This window comes from Methylobacterium komagatae (assembly GCF_042661665.1).
Taxonomy (GTDB): domain Bacteria; phylum Pseudomonadota; class Alphaproteobacteria; order Rhizobiales; family Beijerinckiaceae; genus Methylobacterium; species Methylobacterium komagatae.
Window position 1 is genome coordinate 558,580 of the sequence record NZ_JBHSWN010000001.1, and the last position, 22,149, is coordinate 580,728.

A 22,149-nucleotide genomic window follows, 5' to 3' on the forward strand; every position below is an offset into this window, starting at 1 on the left:
GATCCTCCTTCCAGGCCTCCCTCAGCCGGCCCGCCGGAACGGCGCCGATGCGGTCAGATCGGACGCCGCCACCGCGCCGGAGATCGGCTCGGGGTCGAAGAGGCCGAGGGGAAGCCGCACAACCTTGGGCCGAGGCTGAACCGCACCGCGCACAGCGGTGAAGATCGGCGCCGGACCACCGGGCGCATCCTGATCACAACCAGCATAAGGAAGTGTCACCGTCACGATCGTACCCAAACCGGGTGCGCTCTCGATGCGGATCGAGCCGCCATGCAGGCCGACGAGGCCCTGCACCACCGAGAGGCCGAGGCCCGTGCCTTCGTGGCTGCGGGCATAGCCCGCCGTGCCCGCCTGAAAGAACGGCGTGCCGAGGCGCGGCAGGTCCTCGGCGGCGATGCCGACGCCGGTATCGGCGACGCTGATCGCCAGCCCATCGACCTCCCGGTGCAGGCTGACCGACACGGTGCCACCGGCAGGCGTGTATTTCAGGGCGTTGGAGATGAGGTTGATCATCACCTGACGGCAGGCGCGGGGATCGGCGACGATCTCTTCCGGACCCGACGGGTTGGCAAGCAGGCTGACCTGACCCTCGCCCGCCTTCAACTTCATCAGGTTGCAGCAGGACAGGACCAGTTCGGCCGCATCCATGGAGTCTGGCTTGTAGTCGAAATTGCCGCTCTGGATCCGGCTCATGTCGAGGAGCGTGTTCACCACATCGAGGAGGTGGCGGCCGGATTGCTGGATGACACCAGCATATTCCTGCGATTGCGCCGCTCCGAGCTTCACGCCGCCTTCACCCGAGAGAACCTCGGAAAAGCCGATGATGGCATTGAGGGGCGTGCGCAGCTCGTGGGTGACGTTGGCGAGGAAGCGCCCCTTCACCGCGTCGGCCAGTTCGGCCGCCGTGCGGGCCGCCTCCAGTTCCTGCGCGTGGCGATGATGCTCGGTCATGTCGCGGGTCACCGCGACGACCGTCATCCCCCGGCAGCGCCTGCATCGGCGATGCGGTGGGCGCGCATTTCGGCGTGGATCAGTTCCGCCCTGTCGGCGCGGCCGGCGGCCCGGTCGACATGGAGGCGAACGGCGAGCGTCGCCGGGCGGCCGGTGGCGGCCACGTCGCTGATGGCGCTGAGGAAGGCCGGACGGTCGGCGACATGGACGCGCTTGAGCAGCCCATGACCGCGCAGGCTCGCCGCCTCGCCGCCGACGAGCTTGATGGCGGAGGCCGAGGCCTCGATCACCCGGCCGTTGCAATCGTGCCAAGTCACGAGATCGTCGATGGCCGAGAGCAGCAGGCGATCGCGGGCCTCGTTGCTGCGCAGACGCTCGCGCCACGCACCCTCATTCCGCAGATGCTCCAGGGCCTGGGCGGCCACATGGCCCAGAGCCGCCAGGGCAAAGACCGGCAGGGCGATGTTCACTGGCAGCGCGATCACCGGATCCGTGCCGAGCCAGAGGGCTCCGGCGAGGACGGCCGCAACCCCGAGGGCGGCGAGCACCGTCGCCGCCACGGTGGCGCGCCAGGAGCCGGAGACCAGGGCTTCGAGGGGAATGACCGCGAGCCAGACGGCGGCGGGCGAGGCAGGCCCGCCGGTCAGCATCGCGAGGCAGACGACGAGGCCGGTCAGGCCCGCCGAAGACACGGCATGGGCGACCCAGAGGGAGCCGGTCCGCGACAGAAGCACGGCCGCGAGCACGGGGAGCAACAGGCTCGCGAAGGCGGCAGCCTCGATGGCCGAGGGGACACCGCGCCAGAGCAGGTAGGGCGGCAGCGCGGCCATGGTCACGAGACCGGTGGCGAGACGGGAGACGAGGAACCGCTCGTGGCGGTGCCGCATGCCCGCATCCTCGGTCGCCGAGCGATGAACGAGACCGGCGAGGCGCTCGTCGAACAGGCTGGTCAGGACTTTACGAATGGTCAAGACTCACACGCGCGGCGCCGTGGTGTTTGTCAGACACCCGATACGCCTCCTGTTCGACTTCGAACGACTGGCAGAAGGTCTCAGACCGCCCTTAAACGAGTGTTGCGGGACTGGCGCGACTGCCAGAGATGCTTTCCACGAGGTAACCGGAACGAGCGAAGATTACGTTCACCATTTCACCGGAACGGAACGAAGGGTTGACGTCTGCTTCATCGAACCGGGTCAATTTTGCGCGCCGCGTTCACGATGGTGCGCCCGATGCTGTTCGTCCTGCGTGTTGTCCTGGTTGTCGGAGCTTTGTCCTACCTTGCCCTGCTCCGTCAGGGCGCGGATCCGGAGGCCGAGGCACGCAAACTCACCGCCCTCCCCTCGGCCAAGGTCGTGGCGCCCGCCGTCAACGCTCTGGTTCCGGCCGAGACCCGCGAGCGGGTGGCGAAGGACGTGCTGGCCAAGGGTCTGATCGCGGAGTTGAGCCGCCGCGCAAGCGCGCCCGAGGAGAGTCCGGTCTCGCGCGATACGTTGAACGAGACGGACCGAAGCCCAGCCTGGCGCGGCGTGGAACGCCCCTGAGGGCGCGTAGCGCTCTTAGCGGCTACCGTCGGCGCGACCCGGCAGGCGATCCCGGCCCGGCTGGGAGGCCCGCTGCGGCGCGGCGCGCTCGGCGCCATGCCGGAACGAGGCCTCGGGGCCATGATACGGCCGATGAAGATCGGGCATGCGCTGCGTGATCGGGGTGTCGAGAAGCGCGGAGAGCAGATCGCGGGCGGCGGCGCGGCTCAGGGAGCGGAACACGGCCACCAGCGCCGAGACCCGCTGGGCCGAGCGTGCGACACCCTGGTTCAACGTCAGGAAGACGTAGACCGCCTCGTCCTCGTGCAGCCCGGCCGCGCGCATGGCGAGGGTGAGGAGATCGTAGCGGGCGTCGGGCTCGTCGGCCTCCGTCACGAAATCCGGTGGCACGCCGAGGGATTCCGCAAGCGTCGTCACGAAGGCGGGCACGTCCCGATCCGTCGAGAGCGCGGTGAGCGCCGGCCCCAGCCCGCGCGGGACCGGCGGACAGGGACGCAGCCCCGCCGTCGCCTCGACGGCGCGGGTGATGGACTCCCGCATGGCGGGGTCGGCATGAAGATAGAGCGGCGCGACATCCGCCGCCGGGACATCCGGCCGGGCGAGGATGACCCTGGCGAGGTCGGCATTCCGCCGCGCGCGGCCGACCAGCCGGTGCAGGGGTGCGCCCGTCAAGGCGATGCCGCGATTGAGCACCAGGGCCAGATCGACCTCGGACCGTCCGTCGTTGGACAGGTCCTCGATCGCCTCGCGGCGGAGGGACGGCAGCGAGGCGAGCCGCGCCGTGAGCATGGCGGGCAGAGAGGGTTCCCCCGTCGTCTCTCCCGTCTCGTGTCGCATCTCCCGGGCGGCCAGGGCGGCCAGCACGGCCGCGGGAGTCTCGGGATGATCGCGGAGTTGTTCGGAGACGGCAGCCACGGTCTCGTCGTCGACGATCGGGATCAGGCCGCAGGCCAGGGACGCAAAGGTTTCGCGGGCGCGCCGGTCTCGGCGCTGCGCACGCAGGTAGAGGTCCGTCTGCACACGCAGGATGACTGGCTTGAGATCTAGCTGTTCGATCCTCGATAAATCGAGGATCCCGGAAAGGTCCGGCAGCGCATCGGATGCAGGCATCAGGGACCGGTTTACGCACGAGTACCGTTAGCCGAACCTAAGCCAGCGGCGTGAATCGACCTTTAAGCCGTATGCTTACCAACCTGCTCCACCCTGGGACCGGGCTACTCCTCGCGGCCTCCCCGCCGCAGGAGCGGCCGGACGAAAAGGCCGCCCTCCGGCACAAAGCCTGTGGCCGAGGCGAATTCGGCGAGACCAGCCTCCGCATCGCCGGGCGGTAGAAGCAGCCGGTCGCATCCGGCTAGCCGGGCCGAGCGTGAGACCGCTTTCACCAGAAGACGACCGATCCCGCGGCGGCGGGCATCGGGGGCCACGGCGAGAGTGGCGATGAACCCGGCGGGCCGCGCGGCGGTGAGGTCGTGCACGATCTGAAGGGCGATGAGCCCACTCGGCGGGCCCCATTCCACTGCGATGAGGGCGCTCCCCCCGGCACGGATCAGGGCATCAAGCCGCCCCGCCATGAGACCGGGCTCGACCGACCCAAGTCCGAGATCCGCCATCAGGGCAGCGACACCCTGCGCGTCGGTGGCGGACGCGGCGCGGATCTCCAACCCGTATCGTTGGCCCAAACCCATCCTCCGCTGAACAGCGCCGACACTGATTAAGGGCGCTGCCTCATCTTTTCGAGCACAGTGAAGGCCCAGGGCTCACACGCACTCACCTCGTTCATGCGAGTGAGCACTCGGCCTCTGTTTCTGCATCAATCTTTCCGGCGTCGGCTGACACCTCTGTCTGGATCGATGCAAGTGCCGACGAAGGGCCTTCTAACGACAAAAGGTGCCTACCCTGGCCAGGGCGGCACCTTTTCCCGTCGTTCTCAGCCCATTCGAGAGGGGCACGATGCCCCATCCCCATTTCTACCACGGAAACCAGCCTCCCGCGGGGAAGCCCGGTCGATGGCCTCAGGCCGTCTCTTTCGTCTTACGGGCGCGGGGAGCGCGCTTCGGCTTCTCAGCGGGGGCTTCCTCTTCCTGCGCGGCAGGCGCCTCGCTGGCGGAGGACTTCCGGCGCTGCTGGCCGAGGCCAAGGCTGCGGGCGAGTTCCGAACGCTGAGCCGAATAGCTGGCGGCCGTCGAAGGATAATCGCGCGGCAAGCCGTAACGCTCACGATACTGCTCGATGGTCAGGCCGTTGCGCGACAGGTGGCGCTTGAGGGTCTTGTACGGCTTGCCGTCGATGAACGAAATCAGCGCATCGGGCGTGATCGACTTACGGACCTGGGCGGAAGTCGGCTTGTCGGCCACTTCCGGCGCGGCAGGCGCCGGGGACGCCAGCTTCAGCAGGGCCTCGTGGACACCGGCAAGAAGCGCTGGCAGCTCCCCGACTGGGACTGAATTATTCGAGACATAAGCGGACACGATGTCCGATGCTTGCTCGATCAAGCTCTCGTGGGGGACTGCTACCGTATCATCCATCGTTGATTCCCTCTCCTTGGGGCTTCAGCGACGGTTCTAACGTTTGCGTGGCAAAATCAAGAGACATGAGAACAGAATTTTCGTCAGTCCCAGAAAAATCTCTCACGATTATTCTGAAAGCCACAGATCCCCGACATCCGACACGGATTTTCACGCTCGAAGCAACCTGTGACGAGCTAGCGCATTCGTTCGCCGGCACGAACGCCTTTTGCCGAGAAGCGGAGTGATTGTTCCTGGCGCACGGTTGAACGGGTTAAACTTGCCCTCACTGGTATGGCTGCACTGTACAACCGTGGCGTGTACCAATCGGACAAAAGGGGAATGAGATGACCGAGAGGGACACCGGCTCCATCTTTGGAGCGCAGATTCCGTTCGTGCGGCACTGCGGAATTGAGGCCGTAGCGGTCACGGACGGATGCACGCAGCTACGGCTTACGCTGGGCCCGGAGCACACCAACAATCTCGGCATCGCTCACGGCGGGATCATCTGCACGCTGCTCGATGTCGCCATGGGGACGGCCGCGCGCCTCGCGGCGGGTCACTCTGTCGTGACCCTCGATATGCAGACGCGCTTTCTCAACCCAGGCCGGGGCACGCTGGAGGCGGAAGGCCGAGTGACCCGTGGTGGGCGTTCCGTGATCTTCTGTGAAGCGACCATCCGGGACGCGGAGGGCGTCCCGGTGGCGACCGCAACGGGTCTCTTGAAGACGGTGCCTCAGAAGGCGACCGGCTGAATGGTCTAGGCCGGAACGCCGACGCCCACGGGACAGCTGACGCCCGTGCCGCCGAGACCGCAATAGCCGCCCGGATTCTTGGCGAGGTATTGCTGATGATAGTCCTCGGCGAAGTAGAACGTGTCGAGGGGTACGATCTCGGTTGTCACATCCGGATAGCCCTGCTCGCGCAGCGCCCCGGCATAGGCCGAGCGCACGGCCTCGGCGACCTTCGCCTGCTCCGGCCCGGTGGTGTAGATGCCCGAGCGGTACTGTGTGCCGACATCGTTGCCCTGACGCATGCCCTGGGTCGGGTTGTGGCTTTCGAAGAAGATGCGCAGCAGGGCATCCAGCGGCAGCACCGCCGGATCGAAGGCCACGAGAACCACTTCATTATGTCCCGTGCGGCCGGTGCAGACCTCTTCATAGGTCGGGTTCGGCGTATACCCGGCGGCATAGCCCACCGCCGTCACGAACACGCCCTGCGGCAATTGCCAGAAGCGCCGCTCCGCGCCCCAGAAACAGCCGAGGCCGAGCACGATGGTCTCGGTACCCTCGGGGTACGGGCCTTTCAGTGGATTGCCGTTGACGTAATGGCGCTCTGCAGTGGGCAGTGGTGTCGAACGGCCCGGCAAGGCATCGGCCGCGTTCGGCATCTCAGCCTTTTTGCGAAAAAGGAACATCGCTCGCCCCTCGGATTCTTTGGACTGTGCCCAATATGGGTATGAAGACCTCGCTTCGAAAGCGACGGCATCCGTTCGCCGCAGCAGCAAACCCGGTTACAGCGGGAACGCGGCGCGCAAGTTCTAGTTGAATTTTTGGACGACGGCGCGGGGGGATGAGACAGGTGGAAACGGACCACGCCACCAGCCGTCTCAGCGGTAGCCTGGATGCGGAAGCGGCCCTCGGCGATCCCTTCGCCGCCGCCGTACGGGCCACGCGGATGCCGATGATCGTGACCGATCCCCGGCAGTTCGATAACCCGATCGTGTTCGCGAATGACGCCTTCCTCAAGCTGACAGGCTATAGCCGCCTTGAGGTGACAGGACGCAATTGCCGCTTCCTGCAGGGTCCGGATACGGATTCCGCTGCCGTCGACCGTATCCGCGCGGCGATCCACAACGAGAGCGATATTAGGATCGACCTGTTGAACTATCGCAAGGACGGCTCGACCTTCCACAATGCGCTGTTCGTCGGCCCCGTGCGCGACGAGACCGGAAAGGTCGTCTATTTCTTCGCCTCACAACTCGATGTCTCGGAGCATCACCGGATGCAGGCCGAAATCGACGACCTCAAGGCCCGGCTCTCCGATGCCGAGGCGAAGGCCCGGGACGCCTGACACACAACGTCAGGGCCGTGTGAGGAATCCGATCGGTTCGCGGCCGGGCTGACCAAGCCACATCAGGACCGCGCCGAGCACGAGTCCGATCAGCGAAGCCGGAGCGAGGGTCAATGGCAGGCCGAGCACGTGCCACAGCCATGGAGCCACGCCCTCCACACCCGTCTGCAGCGCCCCGGCCTTGTCCTTGAACAGAGTGGCGATCACGTCCGACAGGGATGTGACGCGCAGGCCGTTATTCGCGATGGAGCGGGCGCCGTCATAGACCAGGGCGACGAAGCCGCCGGCCATGAACACGAGACCGAGCAGGCGGGCGAGGAAACGGAGCATCACCGGGTCATCGAGCCGCGCCGGGACGGCGCGGCACACGGCCTACGGTCTGCGGCCTGCCGGTGCAAGCGCCTGCCCTTCGCTTCGGTCTAACCCTTGGTTGCTTGGCGACTGGCCTCGTGCCACAGCCCCGCCGCGGGGGACGGACCTCCGTTGCGGGGGGACGATGACCGGGAACGAGCAGACGACACCTTCCCTGGTCATCTTCGATTGCGATGGCGTTCTGGTGGACAGCGAGCCTCTGAGCCTCGCCTGCCTCACTGCCGGGCTCAACCGGATCGGCGTCGACATCGACCTCGATACGGTGCGCAACCGGTTCGCGGGCACATCCATGGTCTCGATCATGGGCCATATCGAACGCGATTACGGCATCGCCGCCCCGGCGGGCTTCGTGGACGAGGTCAAGGCGGAAACACTGGCGACCTTCGATCGCGAGTTGCAGGCGATGCGGGGCGTCGCGGAGGCGATCCGGTCGCTGGACCTGCCCGTTTGCGTGGCATCGAGCAGCGATCCGGTGCGGCTGCGGCACTCACTGACCCTGACGGGATTGCTGCCGCTCTTCTCCGGCAACGTGTTCTCCTCGGCGCAGGTCGCGCGGGGCAAGCCCTTCCCGGACCTGTTCCTGTTCGCCGCCGCACAAATGGGCGCCGAGCCCACCTCCTGCCTCGTTATCGAAGACAGCGTACCCGGCGTGACGGCGGCCGTCGCAGCGGGGATGCGCGTCATCGGCTTCACCGGCGGCGGCCATTGGGGTCACGATCCCGGTGGTGCCGACCTGTCGCGCGCCGGAGCGGCATCGATTTTCTCCGACTATTCGAATCTGTCTAAAGTCATCACAAGTTAAAGATGCATTCCCAGATTGAGTTGCTAGGCAAACCTTTGTCATTGCCATAATTCCACTCAAGCCGAACGCAAAGAGGGAAGACAATTCTGTTGACGTCTGGCTCCGCCGGGCGCATCTTCTGTGTGCCGGTCTGAAACGGCTGGCCGCGGTGATTTGATAAGCGTCGCTTGCGCCGCGTCACCAAACGCTAAAGCACTGCGAGTGCCCATTTAAGCCTCGCGGTCCTTCGGTCTGGAGGACATCGTGACTGCAATGCTCGTTACGCATCGGCCCCCGTCTCACTCCCACGCATCCTGTCGACGCTAGCCGTTTTTCTCCGATCGTTTCGGAAGTCACCGGCCCGTCACTGCAATCAGGCACGGCTTTTGCGCCGGCCCAGGGAGTCGCTTGTCCGATGCCCACATCCCTCTCGCTCGTCACGCCCGTGAAACACGCAGATACTCCCCTTCCCTCCGGCGAACCGCCGCCGCTGCCCTTCGAGACGGAGGCCCCCGCTCTCGCGCGGGTGATCGAAGTCGGGGAAGTCGCGGCCGGCATCGCCGTGCCGGAAGATCGCGGCGTGCGGTTCTTCTCAGCCTCGCGCGATTACGATGGTCTGGATGGCATGCTGTTCCGCAGCCCGGAGCAAGCGGCCCGTGCGGTCAGAGACATCGCGCGGCCCGGCGCCCGCAAGGCGCAGCGCGCCTTCGCGGTGTGACGGCCCGGGAGACCGCCGACACGCTTCGTCGTCATCGCGAAGAGAGCGAAGAAGCTCCGTTTACTTCGCGCATTCCTCGCGGGCGCGCTTGATGGCGTCCGCGAAGCCGGCGAGCTCGTATTCGTCACTCGTCGGGTTGCCGCGCATGGACGTGGTCTTGATCGTGAGCTTCGGAGCCCGGCCGCTCATCTCGTTGACGACCCGCGTCTCCTCGGCGGGGTTCTGAAGCCACGCATTGCTCTCCTTCACCACCAGCCCGTAGCGCGAGGCGCCAAGCTGCAGGGTCGGATCGGTCGGTGCGGCCGGGGAGCCCGCCTTGCTCTGCGCGGCGGCGGGCTTGGGCGGGAAGCCGAGCATCACCGCCACTTCGTTCGGGACGTTCTCGGCCTTGCGGATGGTGACGAAGAGATAGGCGCTGTCGCGCTTCAGCGTCTTGGGTGAGCGGGTCTGGGGCTGCGCGATGGCGTAGCAGATCCGCGAGCGCGCCTCGCCGTTCACGAAGACGTTCCAGTCCCCGAAGATTGCCACCGGTACGGCCTGCTGCATCCCCGGCGGGGTCGGGGCGGCACGCTCGGTCTTACGGCTGCTGTGACGGGACGAACGGCGCGAGCGCCGATCCGTCGCCTCGACCGGCGCTTCGGCATCCTGGGCCTGGGCCGACGCGATGCCGAACAGGCGGCCCGTCATCGTCTCCGGCGGCGAGGCACAGGCGAGCAGGGCGAGGAGGCCGACCGGAAACAGAGGGGAGACGCGGACCATATTCATTCCCTGCAGGCGTCGGCTGGGCCGAGCTGTGCCGTTAGGGATCGATTAATGAACCCCGCTCGGGTCGACAGCAAGGCGTGCGACGGCCTGCGCCGTGGACTGTTCAGCCGTCAGCGAAAGCTAGACGGCGCGCAGCTCGGACGTGCCGAGTTCAGCCGCGCGAAGCTCGGCGGCGGCCACGGCCGGGGCGACGAGGACGGGCGAGACGTCATCCGCCTCGACCTGCACCTCCACCTGAACGGCAGCGGGAGCGGCGCGGCGCCGCGGCGGGTCGTTGTAGGGGGTGTTGTAGCCCTTGCGGACGGCGGCCCAATAGGCCTCGCGAGACAGGTCGGTGCCCACCAGGGCGGCATCGATGACCGCGCTGGCATGGGCGGCGAGATCGGCAACCTCTTCGGGCTTCATCCAACTCTCGATCGACATGCGTGTGGTCTCTCCGGTCGCGCGAATGACCCCGTAACGCAACGCACCTAGCTAGACGGTGAACGCGCCACCGCCCAGCTGGTTGCAGCGCATCATCTTACCGTGAGGCACCGTCCAGACGTTCGATCCAGGCCTTGGCCTGGCTGCGGACGTTGTCGGGCGCCGTGCCGCCGTAGCTGGTGCGGCTGGCCACGGAATTTTCGACGCCAAGAACAGCATAGACGGCCTCGGTGATCTTCGGCTCGGCCTCCTGCATCTCGGCGAGCGACAGCTCTTCGAGCCCGACGCCCTTGGCCGCCGCCGCGCCGACCAGACGGCCGGTGACATGGTGCGCCTGCCGGAACGGCATGCCGAGTTCGCGCACCAGCCAATCCGCCAGATCGGTGGCGGTGCTGAAGCCGGAGCCCGCCGCGCGGGCCAGGGTCTCGGTCGCGGGCTCGAGGTCCTTCACCATGCCGCCCATGGCCGCGAGACAGAGCGAAAGGGCCTGGAGGGCGTCGAACGTGCCTTCCTTGTCCTCCTGCATGTCCTTCGAATAGGCGAGCGGCAGGCCCTTCATGACGATGAGCAGGCCGGTGAGTGCACCGATGATGCGCCCCGCCTTGGCGCGCACCAGTTCCGCCGCGTCCGGGTTGCGCTTCTGCGGCATGATTGAGGAGCCGGTCGTGTAGCCGTCCGAGAGCTTCACGAAGCCGAACTGCGCCGAGGTCCACACCACCAGCTCCTCCGCGAAGCGCGAGAGGTGCACGGCGCAGATCGAGGCGGCAGACAGGGCTTCCAGGGCGAAGTCCCGGTCGGCCACCGAATCGAGGGAATTCGCCGTCGGCCGGTCGAAGCCGAGCGCCGCCGCCGTGGCGTGCCGGTCGATCGGGAAGGACGTGCCCGCCAGCGCCGCCGCGCCGAGGGGGCATTCGTTGAGCCGCGCCCGCGCATCGCGGAACCGGCCCCGGTCACGGGCCAGCATCTCGACATAGGCGAGACAATGATGCCCGAAGGTCACTGGCTGGGCGGATTGCAGGTGCGTGAAGCCCGGCATCACCGTTCCGGCATGGGTGAGCGCCTTCCCGGCCAGCGCCCGCTGCAAGCCGGCGGCCTGCTCATCGAGGGAATCGAGGGTGTCGCGCACCCAGAGCTTCATGTCGGTCGCGACCTGATCGTTGCGCGAGCGCGCCGTGTGCAGGCGCCCAGCGCCGGGCCCTACGATCTCGGTCAGGCGGCTTTCGACGGACATGTGGATGTCCTCGAGCTCGCGCTTGAACACGAAGCTGCCCGCCTCGATCTCGTCGCGGACGGTCTTGAGCCCAGCCTCGATCGCGGCCACATCGTCGGCGGGCAGGATCCCCGCCTTGCCCAGCATGGCGACATGCGCCAGCGAGCCGCGGATATCCTGGGGCGCGAGGCGCTTGTCGAACCCGATGGAGGCGTTGATCTCCTCCATGATCTCGGCGGGACCGCTCGCGAAGCGCCCGCCCCACATCCGGTTGCTCATGTCGATCCTTCCGCGCCGCGCCGTTTCACAGAGGCAAGCCTGATGCCCCATCGCAATGGTCTCATCGCTGGCGCCTGCATCGCGGCGCTCGGTCTTGCCGGGTTTGCCCTATACGGGAGCGGTCTCGTGGGCGGCAACGGGAGAGTAGCATCCGGGCCCTGTGCGGGTGCAGCTCCGGCACTCGTCCGTGTCGAGGCCGCCGCGAAGGGCGAAGTCGCCGGCATGCAGAGGCCGAAGACAATCAAGCCCGTGCCGGACATCGCCTTCAAGGGGCCTGACGGCGCCGATACGAGCTTGGCCGCCATGAAGGGGCGCACGCTCCTTGTGAACCTGTGGGCAACCTGGTGCGCCCCGTGCAAGGCCGAGATGCCGGCTCTCGACCGACTCCAGGGCGCCCTGGGGGCCAAGGATTTCGAGGTGGTGGCCATCAATGTCGACACCCGCAACCTCGACAAGCCGCCGCAATGGCTGAAGCAGGCGGGCATCAGCCATCTCGCATTCTACGCCGATCCGGGGGGCGCGTCCTGCCCGTGGTTCAGAACCACGCCGAATCGGCCGGGTTGCCCACCACGATGCTGATCGACGGGGCAGGCTGCACGTTGGGCGTCATGAAGGGCGCGGCGGACTGGTCGAGCCCGGACGGGTTGGCACTGATCCGCGCTGCTCTCGGCCGCCCGACATCCTGAACGGAAGACCGCCTCCCGTTGATCGCGCTGCCCGTGCGGGCTAACGCCAAGGGGATGCGGTTCTATCTCGGTCTCGCGACCACCTTCCACGATCCGGCCCTCGCTCTGGTGGGGCCGGACGGCACGCTGCTCTTCGCCGAGGCGACGGAGCGCTTCCTGCAATACAAGCGCGCGCCCAATTGCGAGCCCGATGCCCCGGCCCGGATCGCGCCGCTGCTGCGCGAATATGTGCCGGAGGGTTCGGAGATCGTGGTCGCCTCGACCTGGGGCGAGCAGTTCAGCGGCTTCCTGAAGGGACAGGCTCAGGCCGGTACCTTCGATCTCCCGGCGCTCGCCGCCCATCCGGTCGATCTCAACGGCTCCTTCGTGCCGGAGCAGGCCGAGCGGGTCTTCATCGCCGATCTCCATCTCGCCCAGGCGCGGGCGGGCCTCGGCACGTTGCTCGCGCTGACGCAGGACGTGCGAACCGGCGGGCGTCCGCCCCGCGCGCAGGTCGTCGGCCAGCGGCGTTATCCGCACCATCTCTGCCACGCGGCCTACGGCCTGTGGGGCAGCCCGTTCGAGGAGGCCACCGCCCTGACCGTCGACGGCATGGGCGAGACCGGCGCCTCCGCGATCCACCGCCTGAAGGACGGGCGGATCCAGGAAGTGAAGCGCCATCGTGGGCGTGGCTCGCTCGGCTTTCTCTACGGCCTCATCACCGACCTTGCGGGCTTCGATCAGGTGAAGGGCGAGGAATGGAAGATCATGGGGCTCGCCCCCTACGGTCGGCCCGATCCCGAACTGGCCGCGATCCTCGCCCGCCTTTGCCGGGTTGAGGGCACACGCCTGCGCTTCGCCGATGCGGACATGATCCGGGGCGTCGCGGCCGAACTCCTCGCGCGGCGTCCCGCCGACGCCATGGAGGTCGGCTGGGCCGATCTCGCCCGCTGCGGGCAGGATCTGTTCGGCACGCTGATGGACGCCCTCGTCGCCGAGGCCCACGCCCTCGCTCCTTCGGAGAACCTCGTGATCGCGGGCGGCTGCGGGCTGAACTCCTCGTATAATGGCCGGGTGCTCGGCCGCTCGCCCTTCAGCCGACTGCATGTGCCCTCCGCTCCGGCCGACGACGGCAACGCGGTCGGCGCGGCATGGCTCGCCTATCAAGAAGACCATCCCGAATGGTCCGGCCCACCGCAGGACGCACGGCCGCTCACTCCCTATCTCGGCGCCAAGGTTTCGACATCGGCGATGGAGCGGCTGGCCGAACACGAGCCCCGCGCGCGCAAGCTCGGCCATGCCGCCGTGACGCGTGAGGCCGCACGCATCCTCGCGGCAGGCGGCCTCGTCGGCTGGGTGCAGGGCGCGGCGGAGTTCGGCCCAAGGTCGCTCGGCAATCGGTCGATCCTCGCCGATCCCCGCCCGGCAGGCGCAAAGGACGCCCTGAACGCCAAGGTGAAGTACCGCGAGGCGTTCCGCCCCTTCGCCCCATCGATCCTGGCGGTGGCAGGACCCGATTGGTTCGAGGATTTCGCCGACAGCCCCTACATGGAGCGCACGTTGGTCTGGAAGGAGAACGTGCGGGACAAAGTGCCCGCCGTCGTCCACGAGGACGGCACCGGCCGCCTTCAGACCGTAACCGCAGCCCGCAACCCGGCCTATGCCGCCCTTATCGAGGCCTTCCGCGAACTGACCGGCGTGCCCGTGCTGTTGAACACCAGCTTCAACGTGATGGGCAAACCGATCCTCCACACGGCGGAGGATGCGATCCTCATGTTCTACACGACCGGCCTCGACGCCCTCGTCGTGGAGGATTGGATCGTGGTGAAATAGCCCCTCTGCGCACCCCAGGCGCGAACCCAAACCGCACCGCTCAACGCTGGGTGAAATCATGCCCGGTAAAGCCGCGTTCGCAGATCCCCGCCCTTGCCGAATGAGAACAAATAGAGTACGAAATCCATCCGGCGGGCGCGTTGTGATCGGCGCCCTTCCTCTCCATAAGGAGCATCGCCAGATGGCCCAGCCCGCGCTGAAAGTGGTGGATATGCCCCCCGCAGATAAGGACAAGTCGAAGGCGATCGACGCCGCCCTCTCTCAGATCGAGCGGGCCTTCGGCAAAGGCTCGATCATGCGCCTTGGCAAGAACGACAAGGTACAGGAGGTCGAGGTGGTCTCGACCGGCTCGCTCGGCCTCGACATCGCCCTCGGCGTCGGTGGCTTGCCGCGCGGTCGCGTGATCGAGGTGTACGGCCCGGAATCCTCCGGCAAGACCACGCTCGCCCTGCACACCATCGCCGAGGCCCAGAAGAAGGGCGGTGTCTGCGCCTTCGTAGATGCCGAGCACGCCCTCGATCCAGTCTATGCCCGCAAGCTGGGCGTGAACCTCGATGACCTGCTGATTTCACAGCCCGATACGGGCGAGCAGGCCCTTGAGATTACCGACACGTTGGTGCGCTCCGGCGCCATCGACGTGCTCGTGGTCGACTCGGTGGCGGCGCTGACGCCCCGCGCCGAGATCGAGGGCGAGATGGGCGAGAGCCAGCCGGGCCTCCAGGCCCGCCTGATGAGCCAGGCCCTGCGCAAGCTGACCGGCTCGATATCGCGCTCGAACTGCATGGTCATCTTTATCAACCAGATCCGCATGAAGATCGGCGTGATGTACGGCTCGCCGGAGACCACGACGGGCGGCAACGCCCTGAAGTTCTACGCCTCCGTCCGCCTCGACATCCGCCGCGTCTCGACCCTCAAAGAGAGGGACGAGGCCATCGGCAATCAGGTCCGCGTGAAAGTGGTGAAGAACAAGGTCGCCCCGCCGTTCAAGCAGGTCGAGTTCGACATCATGTTCGGTGAGGGCATCTCGAAGGTCGGCGAGCTGATCGATCTCGGCGTGAAAGCCGGCATCGTCGAGAAGTCGGGCGCGTGGTTCTCCCACGACAGCCAGCGCCTCGGCCAGGGTCGCGAGAACTCGAAGGGCTTCCTGCGGGACAACCCGGCCATCGCCGCCAAGATCGAGGGCATGATCCGGCAGAACTCGGGGCTTGTCGCCGAAAAGATCCTCGAGAACGCAAAGCCGACCGAGGACGATCTTGACCCCGGCGAGGCATAAGCTTCAACCCCCAATCGAATGAAAACGGCCCCGGAGCGATCCGGGGCCGTTTTCATTTGGAGATACCAGATGAAAAGCGTCGAGCGTCAACCGACGGCAGAACCCAAGATCGCTTCGCCGACGACCGAAATGACGACCATCACCAAAGTGAAGCCCCAAACGTGAAACGGCGAAGCGATCCCATGAGGGATCGCTTCGCCGTGAAGAAACGAAGGAAGGGGCGAGGCCGAGCGTAAAGCCCGACCCGCCTCAGGCGGCTTCGCCAGCCTCGGTCGACGGGGCGGCTTCGCCCTCGACCAGCTTCCAGGTCTTCAGCTTGGAGAAGGGGCGGCACTCCTCGATGAACACCGTCTGCCCGACCTTGGCCGAATTGGCCTCGTCGTGCGCGTGGTAATTCTTCGAACGGCGGACAGTCTTCTTCATCACCGGGTGGGTGAAGCGGCGCTCCACCTTCACGACGATGGTCTTCTCGCCCTTGTCGCTGACGACAGTGCCCTGCAGGACGCGCTTCGGCATGGTCTTCTCCTCAGGCCTTGGCGGACGCAAGCGTCTGCTGACGCTGCAGCGTACGCACCCGGGCGATGTCCCGCCGCACCTCACGGATGCGGGACACGTTCTCCAGCTGGCCGGTGGCACCCTGGAAGCGCAGGTTGAACTGCTCCTTCTTCAGGTTCACCAGCTCGTCATTGAGCTGATCGGCAGAGAGCGCCTTCAGGTCGGAATGGCGTTGGGTGGTCTTCACGAACGATCTCCTTAGTCGGCGATGCGCGTGATGATGCGGGTCCGCACCGGGAGCTTCGCCGCGCCGAGGCGCAGGGCCTCGCGGGCGATCTCGGCGGCGACGCCGTCGACCTCGAACATGATACGGCCGGGGTGGATACGCGCGGCCCAAAAGTCCGGCGCACCCTTACCCGAGCCCATGCGGACCTCGGTCGGCTTGGTGGAGACCGGCACGTCCGGGAAAACCCGGATCCAGACACGGCCCTGGCGCTTCATCTCGCGCGTGATGGCGCGGCGGGCGGCTTCGATCTGGCGGGCGGTGACGCGCTCGGGCTCCATCGCCTTCAGGCCGAACTGCCCGAAGTTCAGGTCGAAGCCGCCCTTGGCCGCACCGTGGATGCGGCCCTTGAACTGCTTGCGGAACTTGGTCTTCTTAGGTTGCAGCATGGCTTACCTCACGCGTGCTCGCGCTCGCGACGCGGGCGGTCACGACCACCCTCACCGTCGCGCTCGCGGCGCCCGCCGGAGCGGCCGCCCTCTTCCTGGGCCTTCTTATCCTGGGCCATCGGATCGTGCTCAAGGATTTCGCCCTTGAACACCCACACCTTGATACCGCAGGTGCCGTAAGTCGTGAACGCCGTAGCGGTCCCGTAATCGACGTCCGCACGCAGGGTGTGCAGCGGAACGCGGCCCTCACGGTACCACTCCTGCCGAGCGATCTCGGCACCGCCGAGACGGCCGGAGCAGTTGATCCGGATGCCCTCAGCACCCAGACGCATGGCCGACTGCACGGCGCGCTTCATCGCGCGACGGAAGGCGACACGACGCTCGAGCTGCTGCGCGATCGAGTCGGCCACCAGGGTGGCGTCGATCTCGGGCTTGCGCACCTCGACGATGTTGATGGTCACGTCGGCCTTGGTCATCGTGCCGACCAGCTTGCGCAGCTTCTCGATATCCGCGCCCTTCTTGCCGATGACCACACCCGGACGACCCGAGTGAATGGTGACGCGGCACTTACGGTGCGGACGCTCGATGACGATCTTGGAGACCGCCGCCTGCTTCAGCTGCTTGGTCAGGGCGGCGCGGATCGCGACGTCCTCGTGCATGAGCTTCGCGTATTCGCCCTTGTTGGCGAACCAGCGGGAGTCCCAGGTCCGGTTGATGCCGAGCCGGAGACCGATCGGGTTGACTTTCTGACCCATCAGATCCTCCTCACGCCGCTTCCGCCGCGCGGACTTCCCGAACCACGATGGTGAGGTTCGAGAACGGCTTCAGAATGCGCGCGCCGCGGCCGCGGGCACGGGCGTGGAAACGCTTCAGGACCAGCGCCTTGCCCACGAAGGCCTGGCTGACGATGAGATCATCGACATCCAGATCGTGGTTGTTCTCGGCGTTGGCGATCGCGCTTTCGAGGCACTTCTTCACATCGGTGGCGATGCGCTTGCGGGAGAACTGGAGATCGGCGAGTGCCGCCTCGACCTTCTTCCCACGGATGAGCTGCGCCACGAGATTCAGCTTCTGCGGGGAAACGCGCAGCATGCGCGCCACCGCCTTGGCCTCGTTCTCGGGGAGCGCGCGGGGGGTAGCCTGCTTGCCCATATCAGCGCCTCTTCGCCTTCTTGTCGGCCGCGTGGCCGGGGAAGGTGCGGGTCGGCGAAAACTCGCCGAACTTGTGGCCGACCATTTCCTCGGTGACGTAGACCGGAATGTGCTTCTGGCCGTTGTGAACGCCGAAGGTGAGCCCGACGAACTGCGGCAGGATCGTGGAGCGGCGGCTCCAGATCTTGATGACCTCGGAACGCGAGGAACCCCGCGCCGCCTCGGCCTTCTTGAAGAGGTAGCCGTCGACGAACGGCCCCTTCCAGAGAGAGCGTGCCATGGTGGTTACTTCTTGCGGTTGTGGCGGCTGGACAGGATGAAGACGTCGGTCCGCTTGTTGGACCGGGTCTTCTTGCCCTTGGTGGGCACACCCCACGGCGTGACCGGGTTACGGCCGCCAGAGGTGCGGCCCTCACCGCCGCCATGCGGGTGGTCGACCGGGTTCATCGCCACGCCGCGGTTGTGCGGGCGCTTGCCGAGCCAGCGATTCCGCCCGGCCTTGCCGAGCGAGATGTTCATGTGGTCCGGGTTCGACACCGCACCGACGCTCGCGAAGCACTGGCCGTGCACGAGACGCTGCTCACCCGAGTTCAGGCGAACCGTCACGTAGCCCTGGTCGCGACCCACGATCTGAGCGTAGTTGCCGGCGGAACGGGCGATCGCGCCGCCCTTGCCGATCTTCAGCTCGACATTGTGGACGATCGTGCCGACCGGCATGGAGCCGATCGGACCGGCGTTACCCGGCTTGATGTCCACGTTTTCGCCCGCCACGACTTTGTCACCCGCCGCGAGGCGCTGCGGAGCCAGGATGTAGCTCTGCTTGCCATCGGGGTAGTTGATCAGCGCGATGAACGCGGTGCGGTTCGGATCGTACTCGATCCGCTCCACGGTCGCGGTCACGTTGAGCTGGTCACGACGCTTAAAATCGACGTTGCGCAGCGAACGCTTGTGCCCACCGCCGCGGAAGCGGACGGTGATACGGCCCAGGTTGTTGCGGCCGCCCGAGGAGCTCTTGCCCTCGGTCAGCGCCTTTACCGGCTTGCCCTTATAGAGCTCACGGCGGTCAACGAGCACGAGCTGACGTAGGCTCGGCGTGACCGGTTTGAATGTCTTCAAAGCCATCGGCTCGTCCTCGATCCGTCCTCAGAGCCCGGTGGTGACGTCGATCGTGTGGCCTTCGGCCAGGGTCACGATCGCTTTCTTCACATCCGAGCGCTGGCCGCGAAGCCCGCGGAAAACCTTCTTCTTACCCTTGGTGATGAGCGTGTTCACGCCCGTCACCTTGACGTCGAACAGACGCTCGACCGCTTCCTTGATCTGCGGCTTGGTAGCCTTCGGGGCAACCCGAAAGACGACCTTGTTCTGTTCGGTCAGATTGGTCGCCTTCTCGGTGATGACCGGGGAGACGATCACGTCGTAGTGGCGCGGATCGGCACTCATTTGAAACGCTCCTCCAGCGCGTCGACGGCCGCCTTCGTGAGCACGAGCTTCTCGCGGCGCAGGATATCGTAGACGTTAATGCCCTGGACGGGCAGCACGTCGATCTGCGGAATGGCGCGAGCCGCACGGCCGAAGTTCACGTCGACCTCGGCGCCGCCGATGATCAGGGCGTTCGAAAGGCCCATCTTGCCGAAGGTCTCGATGAGGCCCTTCGTCTTGTGGTTCTCGACCTTGATGTCGTCGACGACGATCAGGGTCTCGGCCTTCGCCTTGGCGGACAGGGCGTGACGCAGGGCCAGAGCGCGGACCTTCTTGGGAAGGTCGTGGCTGTGGTCGCGCACGACCGGACCGAAGGCCCGGCCACCGCCGCGGAACTGCGGAGCGGAGGCGGCGCCGTGACGGGCGTTACCGGTGCCCTTCTGCTTGTAGAGCTTCTTGCGGGTCCGGTTCACGTCCGAGCGGTTCTGCACGGCATGGGTGCCGGCACGGCGCTTGGCGAGCTGCCAACGAACCATGCGCTGCAGGAGATCGGCACGCGGCTCGAGGCCGAAGATCTCTTCGTTGAGCTCGACCGAACCGGCACCGGCTCCGTCGAGGGTGGTGACATCGAGCTTCATCACGCGGTCTCCTCAGCCGCAGGGGCCTCGGTGGCCTGGGCGGAGGAACCGTTCTCACGGAACTTGCCCGGCAGCGGAACGTCGGCGGGAAGCTTGCGCTTCACCGAATCGCGGATCTGGATCCAGCCGCCCGCAACGCCCGGCACAGCACCCTCGACCAGGATGAGGCCCCGCTCGGGATCGGTGCGCACGACGCGCAGGTTCTGGGTCGTAACCCGCTCGACGCCGAGATGGCCCGGCATCTTCTTGTTCTTGAAGGTCTTGCCCGGATCCTGACGGCCACCGGTCGAACCGATCGAGCGGTGGGAGATCGACACGCCGTGCGTGGCGCGCAGACCGCCGAAGTTCCAGCGCTTCATACCACCGGCGAAGCCCTTACCCGTGGTGGTGCCCGTCACGTCGACGAACTGACCCGGGATGAAGTGATCGGCGGTGATCTCAGCACCGACCGGGATCAGCGCGTCCTCGGACACGCGGAACTCGGCGAGCTTCTTCTTCGGCTCCACCTTGGCGACCGCGAAGCGGCCACGCTCGGCAGCGGAGACGTTCTTGACCTTGGCCTTGCCGACGCCGACCTGCAGCGCAACGTAGCCGTTCTTTTCCATCGTGCGGTGGGCAACCACCTGGCACTGATCGACCTTGAGCACCGTGACCGGAACATGCTCCCCCGCGTCCGTAAAGACGCGGGTCATGCCGACCTTCTGTGCGATGACCCCTGAGCGCATAGGTGTCTCCCCTCGCGCGGTGAAACGGTAAGCCCTAACCCTCAGCGGGTCAGAGCTTGATCTCCACGTCGACGCCGGCGGCGAGGTCGAGCTTCATCAGCGCGTCCACGGTCTGGGGCGTCGGATCGACGATATCGAGCACGCGCTTGTGAGTGCGCATCTCGAACTGCTCGCGCGACTTCTTGTCGATGTGGGGCGAGCGGTTGACGGTGAAGCGAGCGATATGCGTCGGCAGCGGGATCGGGCCCCGGATCTGCGCGCCCGTGCGCTTCGCCGTCGAGACGATCTCGCGGGTCGAGGCATCGAGGATGCGGTGATCGAACGCCTTAAGGCGAATGCGAATGTTCTGACCGTTCATGACCTTCGGGCCTTGAGAGAGAGGGCGGGGAGGCGGATCCCCGCCGCTCCCTTCAGGTTCAGTTGCGACCTAATCAGTCGTTGATGGCGGCGACGACGCCGGCGCCGACGGTACGGCCGCCTTCGCGGATGGCGAAGCGCAGCTTCTCTTCCATGGCCACCGGCACGATCAGCACCACGTCCATGGTCACGCTATCGCCCGGCATCACCATCTCGGTGCCCTCGGGCAGCGTGCACACGCCGGTCACGTCCGTCGTGCGGAAGTAGAACTGCGGCCGGTAGTTCGTGAAGAACGGCGTGTGGCGACCGCCCTCTTCCTTCGTCAGGATGTACGCCTCGGCCTTGAACTTCGAGTGCGGCTTCACCGAACCCGGCTTGCACACGACCTGGCCGCGCTCCACGTCCTCGCGCTTCGTGCCGCGCAGCAGCACGCCCACGTTGTCGCCCGCCTGGCCCTGGTCCAGGAGCTTGCGGAACATCTCGACGCCGGTCACCGTCGTCTTCGTCGTCGGGCGGATGCCCACGATCTCGACTTCCTCACCGACCTTGATGATCCCGCGCTCGACGCGGCCCGTCACCACCGTGCCGCGGCCCGAGATCGAGAACACGTCCTCGATCGGCATCAGGAACGGAAGGTCGATCGGACGCTCCGGCTGCGGGATGTAGCTGTCCACGCTCTCCATCAGCTTCAGCACGGCTTCCTTGCCGAGCTTCGGCTCCTTGTCCTCGAGCGCCATCAGGGCCGAGCCCTTGGTGATCGGGATGTCGTCGCCGGGGAAGTCGTACTTCGACAGAAGCTCGCGCACCTCGAGCTCGACGAGCCCAGGAGCTCCTCGTCATCGACCATGTCGCACTTGTTCAGGAACACCACCAGCGCCGGGACGCCGACCTGACGCGCCAGAAGGATGTGCTCGCGGGTCTGCGGCATCGGGCCGTCGGCCGCCGACACCACCAGGATCGCGCCGTCCATCTGCGCCGCGCCCGTGATCATGTTCTTCACGTAGTCGGCGTGGCCGGGGCAATCGACGTGCGCATAGTGGCGGTTCGTCGTCTCGTACTCGACGTGCGCCGTCGAGATCGTGATGCCGCGCGCCTTCTCCTCAGGAGCCTTGTCGATCTGGTCGTACGCCGTGAACGTCGCGCCGCCGGACTCCGCCAGAACCTTCGTGATCGCCGCCGTCAGAGACGTCTTGCCGTGGTCGACGTGACCAATCGTCCCAATGTTGCAGTGCGGCTTGGTGCGAGAGAACTTTTCCTTGCCCATAAGAGCCTCCTAAATCGAATGATGAGGAACGAAGAGATG

Annotated in this window: 26 protein-coding genes and 3 pseudogenes; 8 read left to right on the plus strand and 21 right to left on the minus strand. The window is 66.4% G+C overall.

Going from position 1 to position 22,149, the window contains the following annotated elements; genetic code table 11:
• Window positions 1-21 precede the first annotated feature (21 nt).
• Window positions 22-1,922 (minus strand): annotated as a pseudogene (locus ACFQE0_RS02725) (PAS domain-containing sensor histidine kinase).
• A 258-nt stretch (window positions 1,923-2,180) separates the two neighbouring features.
• Here ACFQE0_RS02725 and ACFQE0_RS02730 point away from each other — a divergent pair.
• Window positions 2,181-2,492, plus strand: a complete 312-nt coding sequence (locus tag ACFQE0_RS02730) for a hypothetical protein (RefSeq protein ID WP_378975223.1) — start codon at window positions 2,181-2,183, stop codon at window positions 2,490-2,492.
• A gap of 15 nt (window positions 2,493-2,507) precedes the next feature.
• Here the strand turns inward: ACFQE0_RS02730 and ACFQE0_RS02735 are convergent, their stop codons facing one another.
• The 3 genes from ACFQE0_RS02735 to ACFQE0_RS02745 all read right to left on the minus strand — a co-directional run bounded on the left by ACFQE0_RS02735 (window position 2,508) and on the right by ACFQE0_RS02745 (window position 5,017).
• Window positions 2,508-3,602 (minus strand): hypothetical protein, encoded by a 1,095-nt coding sequence (locus ACFQE0_RS02735; RefSeq protein WP_378966839.1) that lies wholly within the window; start codon window positions 3,600-3,602, stop codon window positions 2,508-2,510.
• Window positions 3,603-3,706: 104 nt separating this feature from the next.
• Window positions 3,707-4,171: a GNAT family N-acetyltransferase gene (locus ACFQE0_RS02740; protein ID WP_378966841.1), complete on the minus strand. Its 465-nt coding sequence runs from the start codon at window positions 4,169-4,171 to the stop codon at window positions 3,707-3,709.
• 333 nt (window positions 4,172-4,504) lie between these two features.
• Window positions 4,505-5,017 carry a Ros/MucR family transcriptional regulator gene (locus ACFQE0_RS02745; RefSeq protein ID WP_378966843.1) on the minus strand — a complete coding sequence of 171 codons (513 nt, stop codon included), beginning with the start codon at window positions 5,015-5,017 and terminating at the stop codon, window positions 4,505-4,507.
• Window positions 5,018-5,343: 326 nt separating this feature from the next.
• Here ACFQE0_RS02745 and ACFQE0_RS02750 point away from each other — a divergent pair, with 326 nt between their 5' ends.
• Entirely contained in the window at window positions 5,344-5,751 is a 408-nt protein-coding gene (locus tag ACFQE0_RS02750; protein ID WP_378966845.1) for a PaaI family thioesterase, read from the plus strand.
• A gap of 5 nt (window positions 5,752-5,756) precedes the next feature.
• On the opposite strand, the gene msrA is transcribed toward ACFQE0_RS02750, so the two are convergent.
• A complete protein-coding gene (msrA, locus tag ACFQE0_RS02755; protein WP_378966847.1) occupies window positions 5,757-6,413 on the minus strand; it encodes a peptide-methionine (S)-S-oxide reductase MsrA in 657 nt (218 codons plus the stop codon).
• A 155-nt stretch (window positions 6,414-6,568) separates the two neighbouring features.
• On the opposite strand from msrA, the gene ACFQE0_RS02760 reads away from it, so the two are divergent.
• Window positions 6,569-7,069 carry a PAS domain-containing protein gene (locus tag ACFQE0_RS02760; RefSeq protein ID WP_378966849.1) on the plus strand — a complete coding sequence of 167 codons (501 nt, stop codon included), beginning with the start codon at window positions 6,569-6,571 and terminating at the stop codon, window positions 7,067-7,069.
• Between the two features lie 9 nt (window positions 7,070-7,078).
• On the opposite strand, the gene ACFQE0_RS02765 is transcribed toward ACFQE0_RS02760, so the two are convergent.
• Window positions 7,079-7,399 carry a PetM family of cytochrome b6f complex subunit 7 gene (locus tag ACFQE0_RS02765; RefSeq protein WP_378975225.1) on the minus strand — a complete coding sequence of 107 codons (321 nt, stop codon included), beginning with the start codon at window positions 7,397-7,399 and terminating at the stop codon, window positions 7,079-7,081.
• A gap of 166 nt (window positions 7,400-7,565) precedes the next feature.
• Here ACFQE0_RS02765 and ACFQE0_RS02770 point away from each other — a divergent pair, with 166 nt between their 5' ends.
• Together ACFQE0_RS02770 and ACFQE0_RS02775 are read left to right on the plus strand one after the other, a co-directional pair.
• A complete protein-coding gene (locus tag ACFQE0_RS02770; protein ID WP_378966851.1) occupies window positions 7,566-8,243 on the plus strand; it encodes an HAD family hydrolase in 678 nt (225 codons plus the stop codon).
• Window positions 8,244-8,637: 394 nt separating this feature from the next.
• Window positions 8,638-8,940: a hypothetical protein gene (locus ACFQE0_RS02775; RefSeq protein ID WP_378966853.1), complete on the plus strand. Its 303-nt coding sequence runs from the start codon at window positions 8,638-8,640 to the stop codon at window positions 8,938-8,940.
• Between the two features lie 60 nt (window positions 8,941-9,000).
• On the opposite strand, the gene ACFQE0_RS02780 is transcribed toward ACFQE0_RS02775, so the two are convergent.
• From ACFQE0_RS02780 to argH, 3 genes are all read right to left on the minus strand, one after another.
• Window positions 9,001-9,699, minus strand: a complete 699-nt coding sequence (locus ACFQE0_RS02780) for an invasion associated locus b family protein (protein ID WP_378966855.1) — start codon at window positions 9,697-9,699, stop codon at window positions 9,001-9,003.
• A 126-nt stretch (window positions 9,700-9,825) separates the two neighbouring features.
• The gene (locus ACFQE0_RS02785) at window positions 9,826-10,128 is read right to left on the minus strand and encodes a hypothetical protein (RefSeq protein ID WP_378966857.1); all 303 of its coding nucleotides are present in this window, start codon (window positions 10,126-10,128) and stop codon (window positions 9,826-9,828) included.
• Between the two features lie 97 nt (window positions 10,129-10,225).
• Window positions 10,226-11,617, minus strand: coding sequence for an argininosuccinate lyase (argH, locus tag ACFQE0_RS02790; protein ID WP_378966859.1), 1,392 nt, complete (start codon window positions 11,615-11,617; stop codon window positions 10,226-10,228).
• Window positions 11,618-11,659: 42 nt separating this feature from the next.
• Between argH and tlpA the strand changes: the two are divergent.
• The 3 genes and pseudogenes from tlpA to recA all read left to right on the plus strand — a co-directional run bounded on the left by tlpA (window position 11,660) and on the right by recA (window position 15,388).
• Window positions 11,660-12,303: pseudogene (gene tlpA, locus ACFQE0_RS02795) on the plus strand (thiol:disulfide interchange protein TlpA).
• Between the two features lie 54 nt (window positions 12,304-12,357).
• A complete protein-coding gene (locus ACFQE0_RS02800) occupies window positions 12,358-14,115 on the plus strand; it encodes a carbamoyltransferase family protein (RefSeq protein WP_378975227.1) in 1,758 nt (585 codons plus the stop codon).
• Window positions 14,116-14,296: 181 nt separating this feature from the next.
• Window positions 14,297-15,388 (plus strand): recombinase RecA, encoded by a 1,092-nt coding sequence (recA, locus tag ACFQE0_RS02805; RefSeq protein WP_378966861.1) that lies wholly within the window; start codon window positions 14,297-14,299, stop codon window positions 15,386-15,388.
• Window positions 15,389-15,637: 249 nt separating this feature from the next.
• Here the strand turns inward: recA and rpsQ are convergent, their stop codons facing one another.
• From rpsQ to tuf, 12 genes and pseudogenes are all read right to left on the minus strand, one after another.
• On the minus strand, window positions 15,638-15,904 hold the full coding sequence (rpsQ, locus tag ACFQE0_RS02810; protein WP_378966863.1) for a 30S ribosomal protein S17: 267 nt from the start codon (window positions 15,902-15,904) through the stop codon (window positions 15,638-15,640).
• 10 nt (window positions 15,905-15,914) lie between these two features.
• A complete protein-coding gene (gene rpmC / locus ACFQE0_RS02815) occupies window positions 15,915-16,130 on the minus strand; it encodes a 50S ribosomal protein L29 (RefSeq protein ID WP_378966865.1) in 216 nt (71 codons plus the stop codon).
• Window positions 16,131-16,141: 11 nt separating this feature from the next.
• The gene (gene rplP, locus ACFQE0_RS02820; protein ID WP_238206635.1) at window positions 16,142-16,555 is read right to left on the minus strand and encodes a 50S ribosomal protein L16; all 414 of its coding nucleotides are present in this window, start codon (window positions 16,553-16,555) and stop codon (window positions 16,142-16,144) included.
• Between the two features lie 8 nt (window positions 16,556-16,563).
• Window positions 16,564-17,310, minus strand: coding sequence for a 30S ribosomal protein S3 (rpsC, locus tag ACFQE0_RS02825; RefSeq protein WP_238206636.1), 747 nt, complete (start codon window positions 17,308-17,310; stop codon window positions 16,564-16,566).
• Window positions 17,311-17,320: 10 nt separating this feature from the next.
• A complete protein-coding gene (gene rplV / locus ACFQE0_RS02830) occupies window positions 17,321-17,707 on the minus strand; it encodes a 50S ribosomal protein L22 (RefSeq protein WP_378966867.1) in 387 nt (128 codons plus the stop codon).
• A 1-nt stretch (window position 17,708) separates the two neighbouring features.
• Complete coding sequence (gene rpsS / locus ACFQE0_RS02835; protein WP_012319190.1) at window positions 17,709-17,987, minus strand: 30S ribosomal protein S19; 279 nt, start codon at window positions 17,985-17,987, stop codon at window positions 17,709-17,711.
• Between the two features lie 5 nt (window positions 17,988-17,992).
• The gene (gene rplB / locus ACFQE0_RS02840) at window positions 17,993-18,829 is read right to left on the minus strand and encodes a 50S ribosomal protein L2 (RefSeq protein WP_378966870.1); all 837 of its coding nucleotides are present in this window, start codon (window positions 18,827-18,829) and stop codon (window positions 17,993-17,995) included.
• A gap of 21 nt (window positions 18,830-18,850) precedes the next feature.
• Window positions 18,851-19,147, minus strand: a complete 297-nt coding sequence (locus ACFQE0_RS02845; RefSeq protein WP_378966872.1) for a 50S ribosomal protein L23 — start codon at window positions 19,145-19,147, stop codon at window positions 18,851-18,853.
• Entirely contained in the window at window positions 19,144-19,764 is a 621-nt protein-coding gene (gene rplD / locus ACFQE0_RS02850) for a 50S ribosomal protein L4 (protein WP_378966874.1), read from the minus strand. The genes ACFQE0_RS02845 and rplD overlap by 4 nt, the downstream gene beginning before the upstream one ends.
• Window positions 19,764-20,489, minus strand: coding sequence for a 50S ribosomal protein L3 (gene rplC / locus ACFQE0_RS02855; RefSeq protein WP_378966876.1), 726 nt, complete (start codon window positions 20,487-20,489; stop codon window positions 19,764-19,766). The genes rplD and rplC overlap by 1 nt, the downstream gene beginning before the upstream one ends.
• Before the next feature lie 49 nt (window positions 20,490-20,538).
• A complete protein-coding gene (rpsJ, locus tag ACFQE0_RS02860; RefSeq protein ID WP_238206654.1) occupies window positions 20,539-20,847 on the minus strand; it encodes a 30S ribosomal protein S10 in 309 nt (102 codons plus the stop codon).
• Between the two features lie 73 nt (window positions 20,848-20,920).
• Window positions 20,921-22,110: pseudogene (tuf, locus tag ACFQE0_RS02865) on the minus strand (elongation factor Tu).
• Window positions 22,111-22,149: the final 39 nt, after the last annotated feature.

Excerpts from the sequence above, each read along its gene's own strand:
- ACFQE0_RS02730 (WP_378975223.1), top strand. The coding sequence starts at position 2,181 with ATGCTGTTCGTCCTGCGTGTTGTCCTGGTTGTCGGAGCTTTGTCCTAC.
- ACFQE0_RS02735 (WP_378966839.1), bottom strand. The coding sequence starts at position 3,602 with ATGCCTGCATCCGATGCGCTGCCGGACCTTTCCGGGATCCTCGATTTA.
- ACFQE0_RS02745 (WP_378966843.1), bottom strand. The coding sequence starts at position 5,017 with ATGGATGATACGGTAGCAGTCCCCCACGAGAGCTTGATCGAGCAAGCA.
- ACFQE0_RS02750 (WP_378966845.1), top strand. The coding sequence starts at position 5,344 with ATGACCGAGAGGGACACCGGCTCCATCTTTGGAGCGCAGATTCCGTTC.
- msrA (WP_378966847.1), bottom strand. The coding sequence starts at position 6,413 with ATGTTCCTTTTTCGCAAAAAGGCTGAGATGCCGAACGCGGCCGATGCC.
- ACFQE0_RS02760 (WP_378966849.1), top strand. The coding sequence starts at position 6,569 with ATGAGACAGGTGGAAACGGACCACGCCACCAGCCGTCTCAGCGGTAGC.
- ACFQE0_RS02765 (WP_378975225.1), bottom strand. The coding sequence starts at position 7,399 with ATGCTCCGTTTCCTCGCCCGCCTGCTCGGTCTCGTGTTCATGGCCGGC.
- ACFQE0_RS02770 (WP_378966851.1), top strand. The coding sequence starts at position 7,566 with ATGACCGGGAACGAGCAGACGACACCTTCCCTGGTCATCTTCGATTGC.
- ACFQE0_RS02775 (WP_378966853.1), top strand. The coding sequence starts at position 8,638 with ATGCCCACATCCCTCTCGCTCGTCACGCCCGTGAAACACGCAGATACT.
- ACFQE0_RS02780 (WP_378966855.1), bottom strand. The coding sequence starts at position 9,699 with ATGGTCCGCGTCTCCCCTCTGTTTCCGGTCGGCCTCCTCGCCCTGCTC.
- ACFQE0_RS02785 (WP_378966857.1), bottom strand. The coding sequence starts at position 10,128 with ATGTCGATCGAGAGTTGGATGAAGCCCGAAGAGGTTGCCGATCTCGCC.
- argH (WP_378966859.1), bottom strand. The coding sequence starts at position 11,617 with ATGAGCAACCGGATGTGGGGCGGGCGCTTCGCGAGCGGTCCCGCCGAG.
- ACFQE0_RS02800 (WP_378975227.1), top strand. The coding sequence starts at position 12,358 with ATGCGGTTCTATCTCGGTCTCGCGACCACCTTCCACGATCCGGCCCTC.
- recA (WP_378966861.1), top strand. The coding sequence starts at position 14,297 with ATGGCCCAGCCCGCGCTGAAAGTGGTGGATATGCCCCCCGCAGATAAG.
- rpsQ (WP_378966863.1), bottom strand. The coding sequence starts at position 15,904 with ATGCCGAAGCGCGTCCTGCAGGGCACTGTCGTCAGCGACAAGGGCGAG.
- rplP (WP_238206635.1), bottom strand. The coding sequence starts at position 16,555 with ATGCTGCAACCTAAGAAGACCAAGTTCCGCAAGCAGTTCAAGGGCCGC.
- rpsC (WP_238206636.1), bottom strand. The coding sequence starts at position 17,310 with ATGGGTCAGAAAGTCAACCCGATCGGTCTCCGGCTCGGCATCAACCGG.
- rplV (WP_378966867.1), bottom strand. The coding sequence starts at position 17,707 with ATGGGCAAGCAGGCTACCCCCCGCGCGCTCCCCGAGAACGAGGCCAAG.
- rpsS (WP_012319190.1), bottom strand. The coding sequence starts at position 17,987 with ATGGCACGCTCTCTCTGGAAGGGGCCGTTCGTCGACGGCTACCTCTTC.
- rplB (WP_378966870.1), bottom strand. The coding sequence starts at position 18,829 with ATGGCTTTGAAGACATTCAAACCGGTCACGCCGAGCCTACGTCAGCTC.
- ACFQE0_RS02845 (WP_378966872.1), bottom strand. The coding sequence starts at position 19,147 with ATGAGTGCCGATCCGCGCCACTACGACGTGATCGTCTCCCCGGTCATC.
- rplD (WP_378966874.1), bottom strand. The coding sequence starts at position 19,764 with ATGAAGCTCGATGTCACCACCCTCGACGGAGCCGGTGCCGGTTCGGTC.
- rplC (WP_378966876.1), bottom strand. The coding sequence starts at position 20,489 with ATGCGCTCAGGGGTCATCGCACAGAAGGTCGGCATGACCCGCGTCTTT.
- rpsJ (WP_238206654.1), bottom strand. The coding sequence starts at position 20,847 with ATGAACGGTCAGAACATTCGCATTCGCCTTAAGGCGTTCGATCACCGC.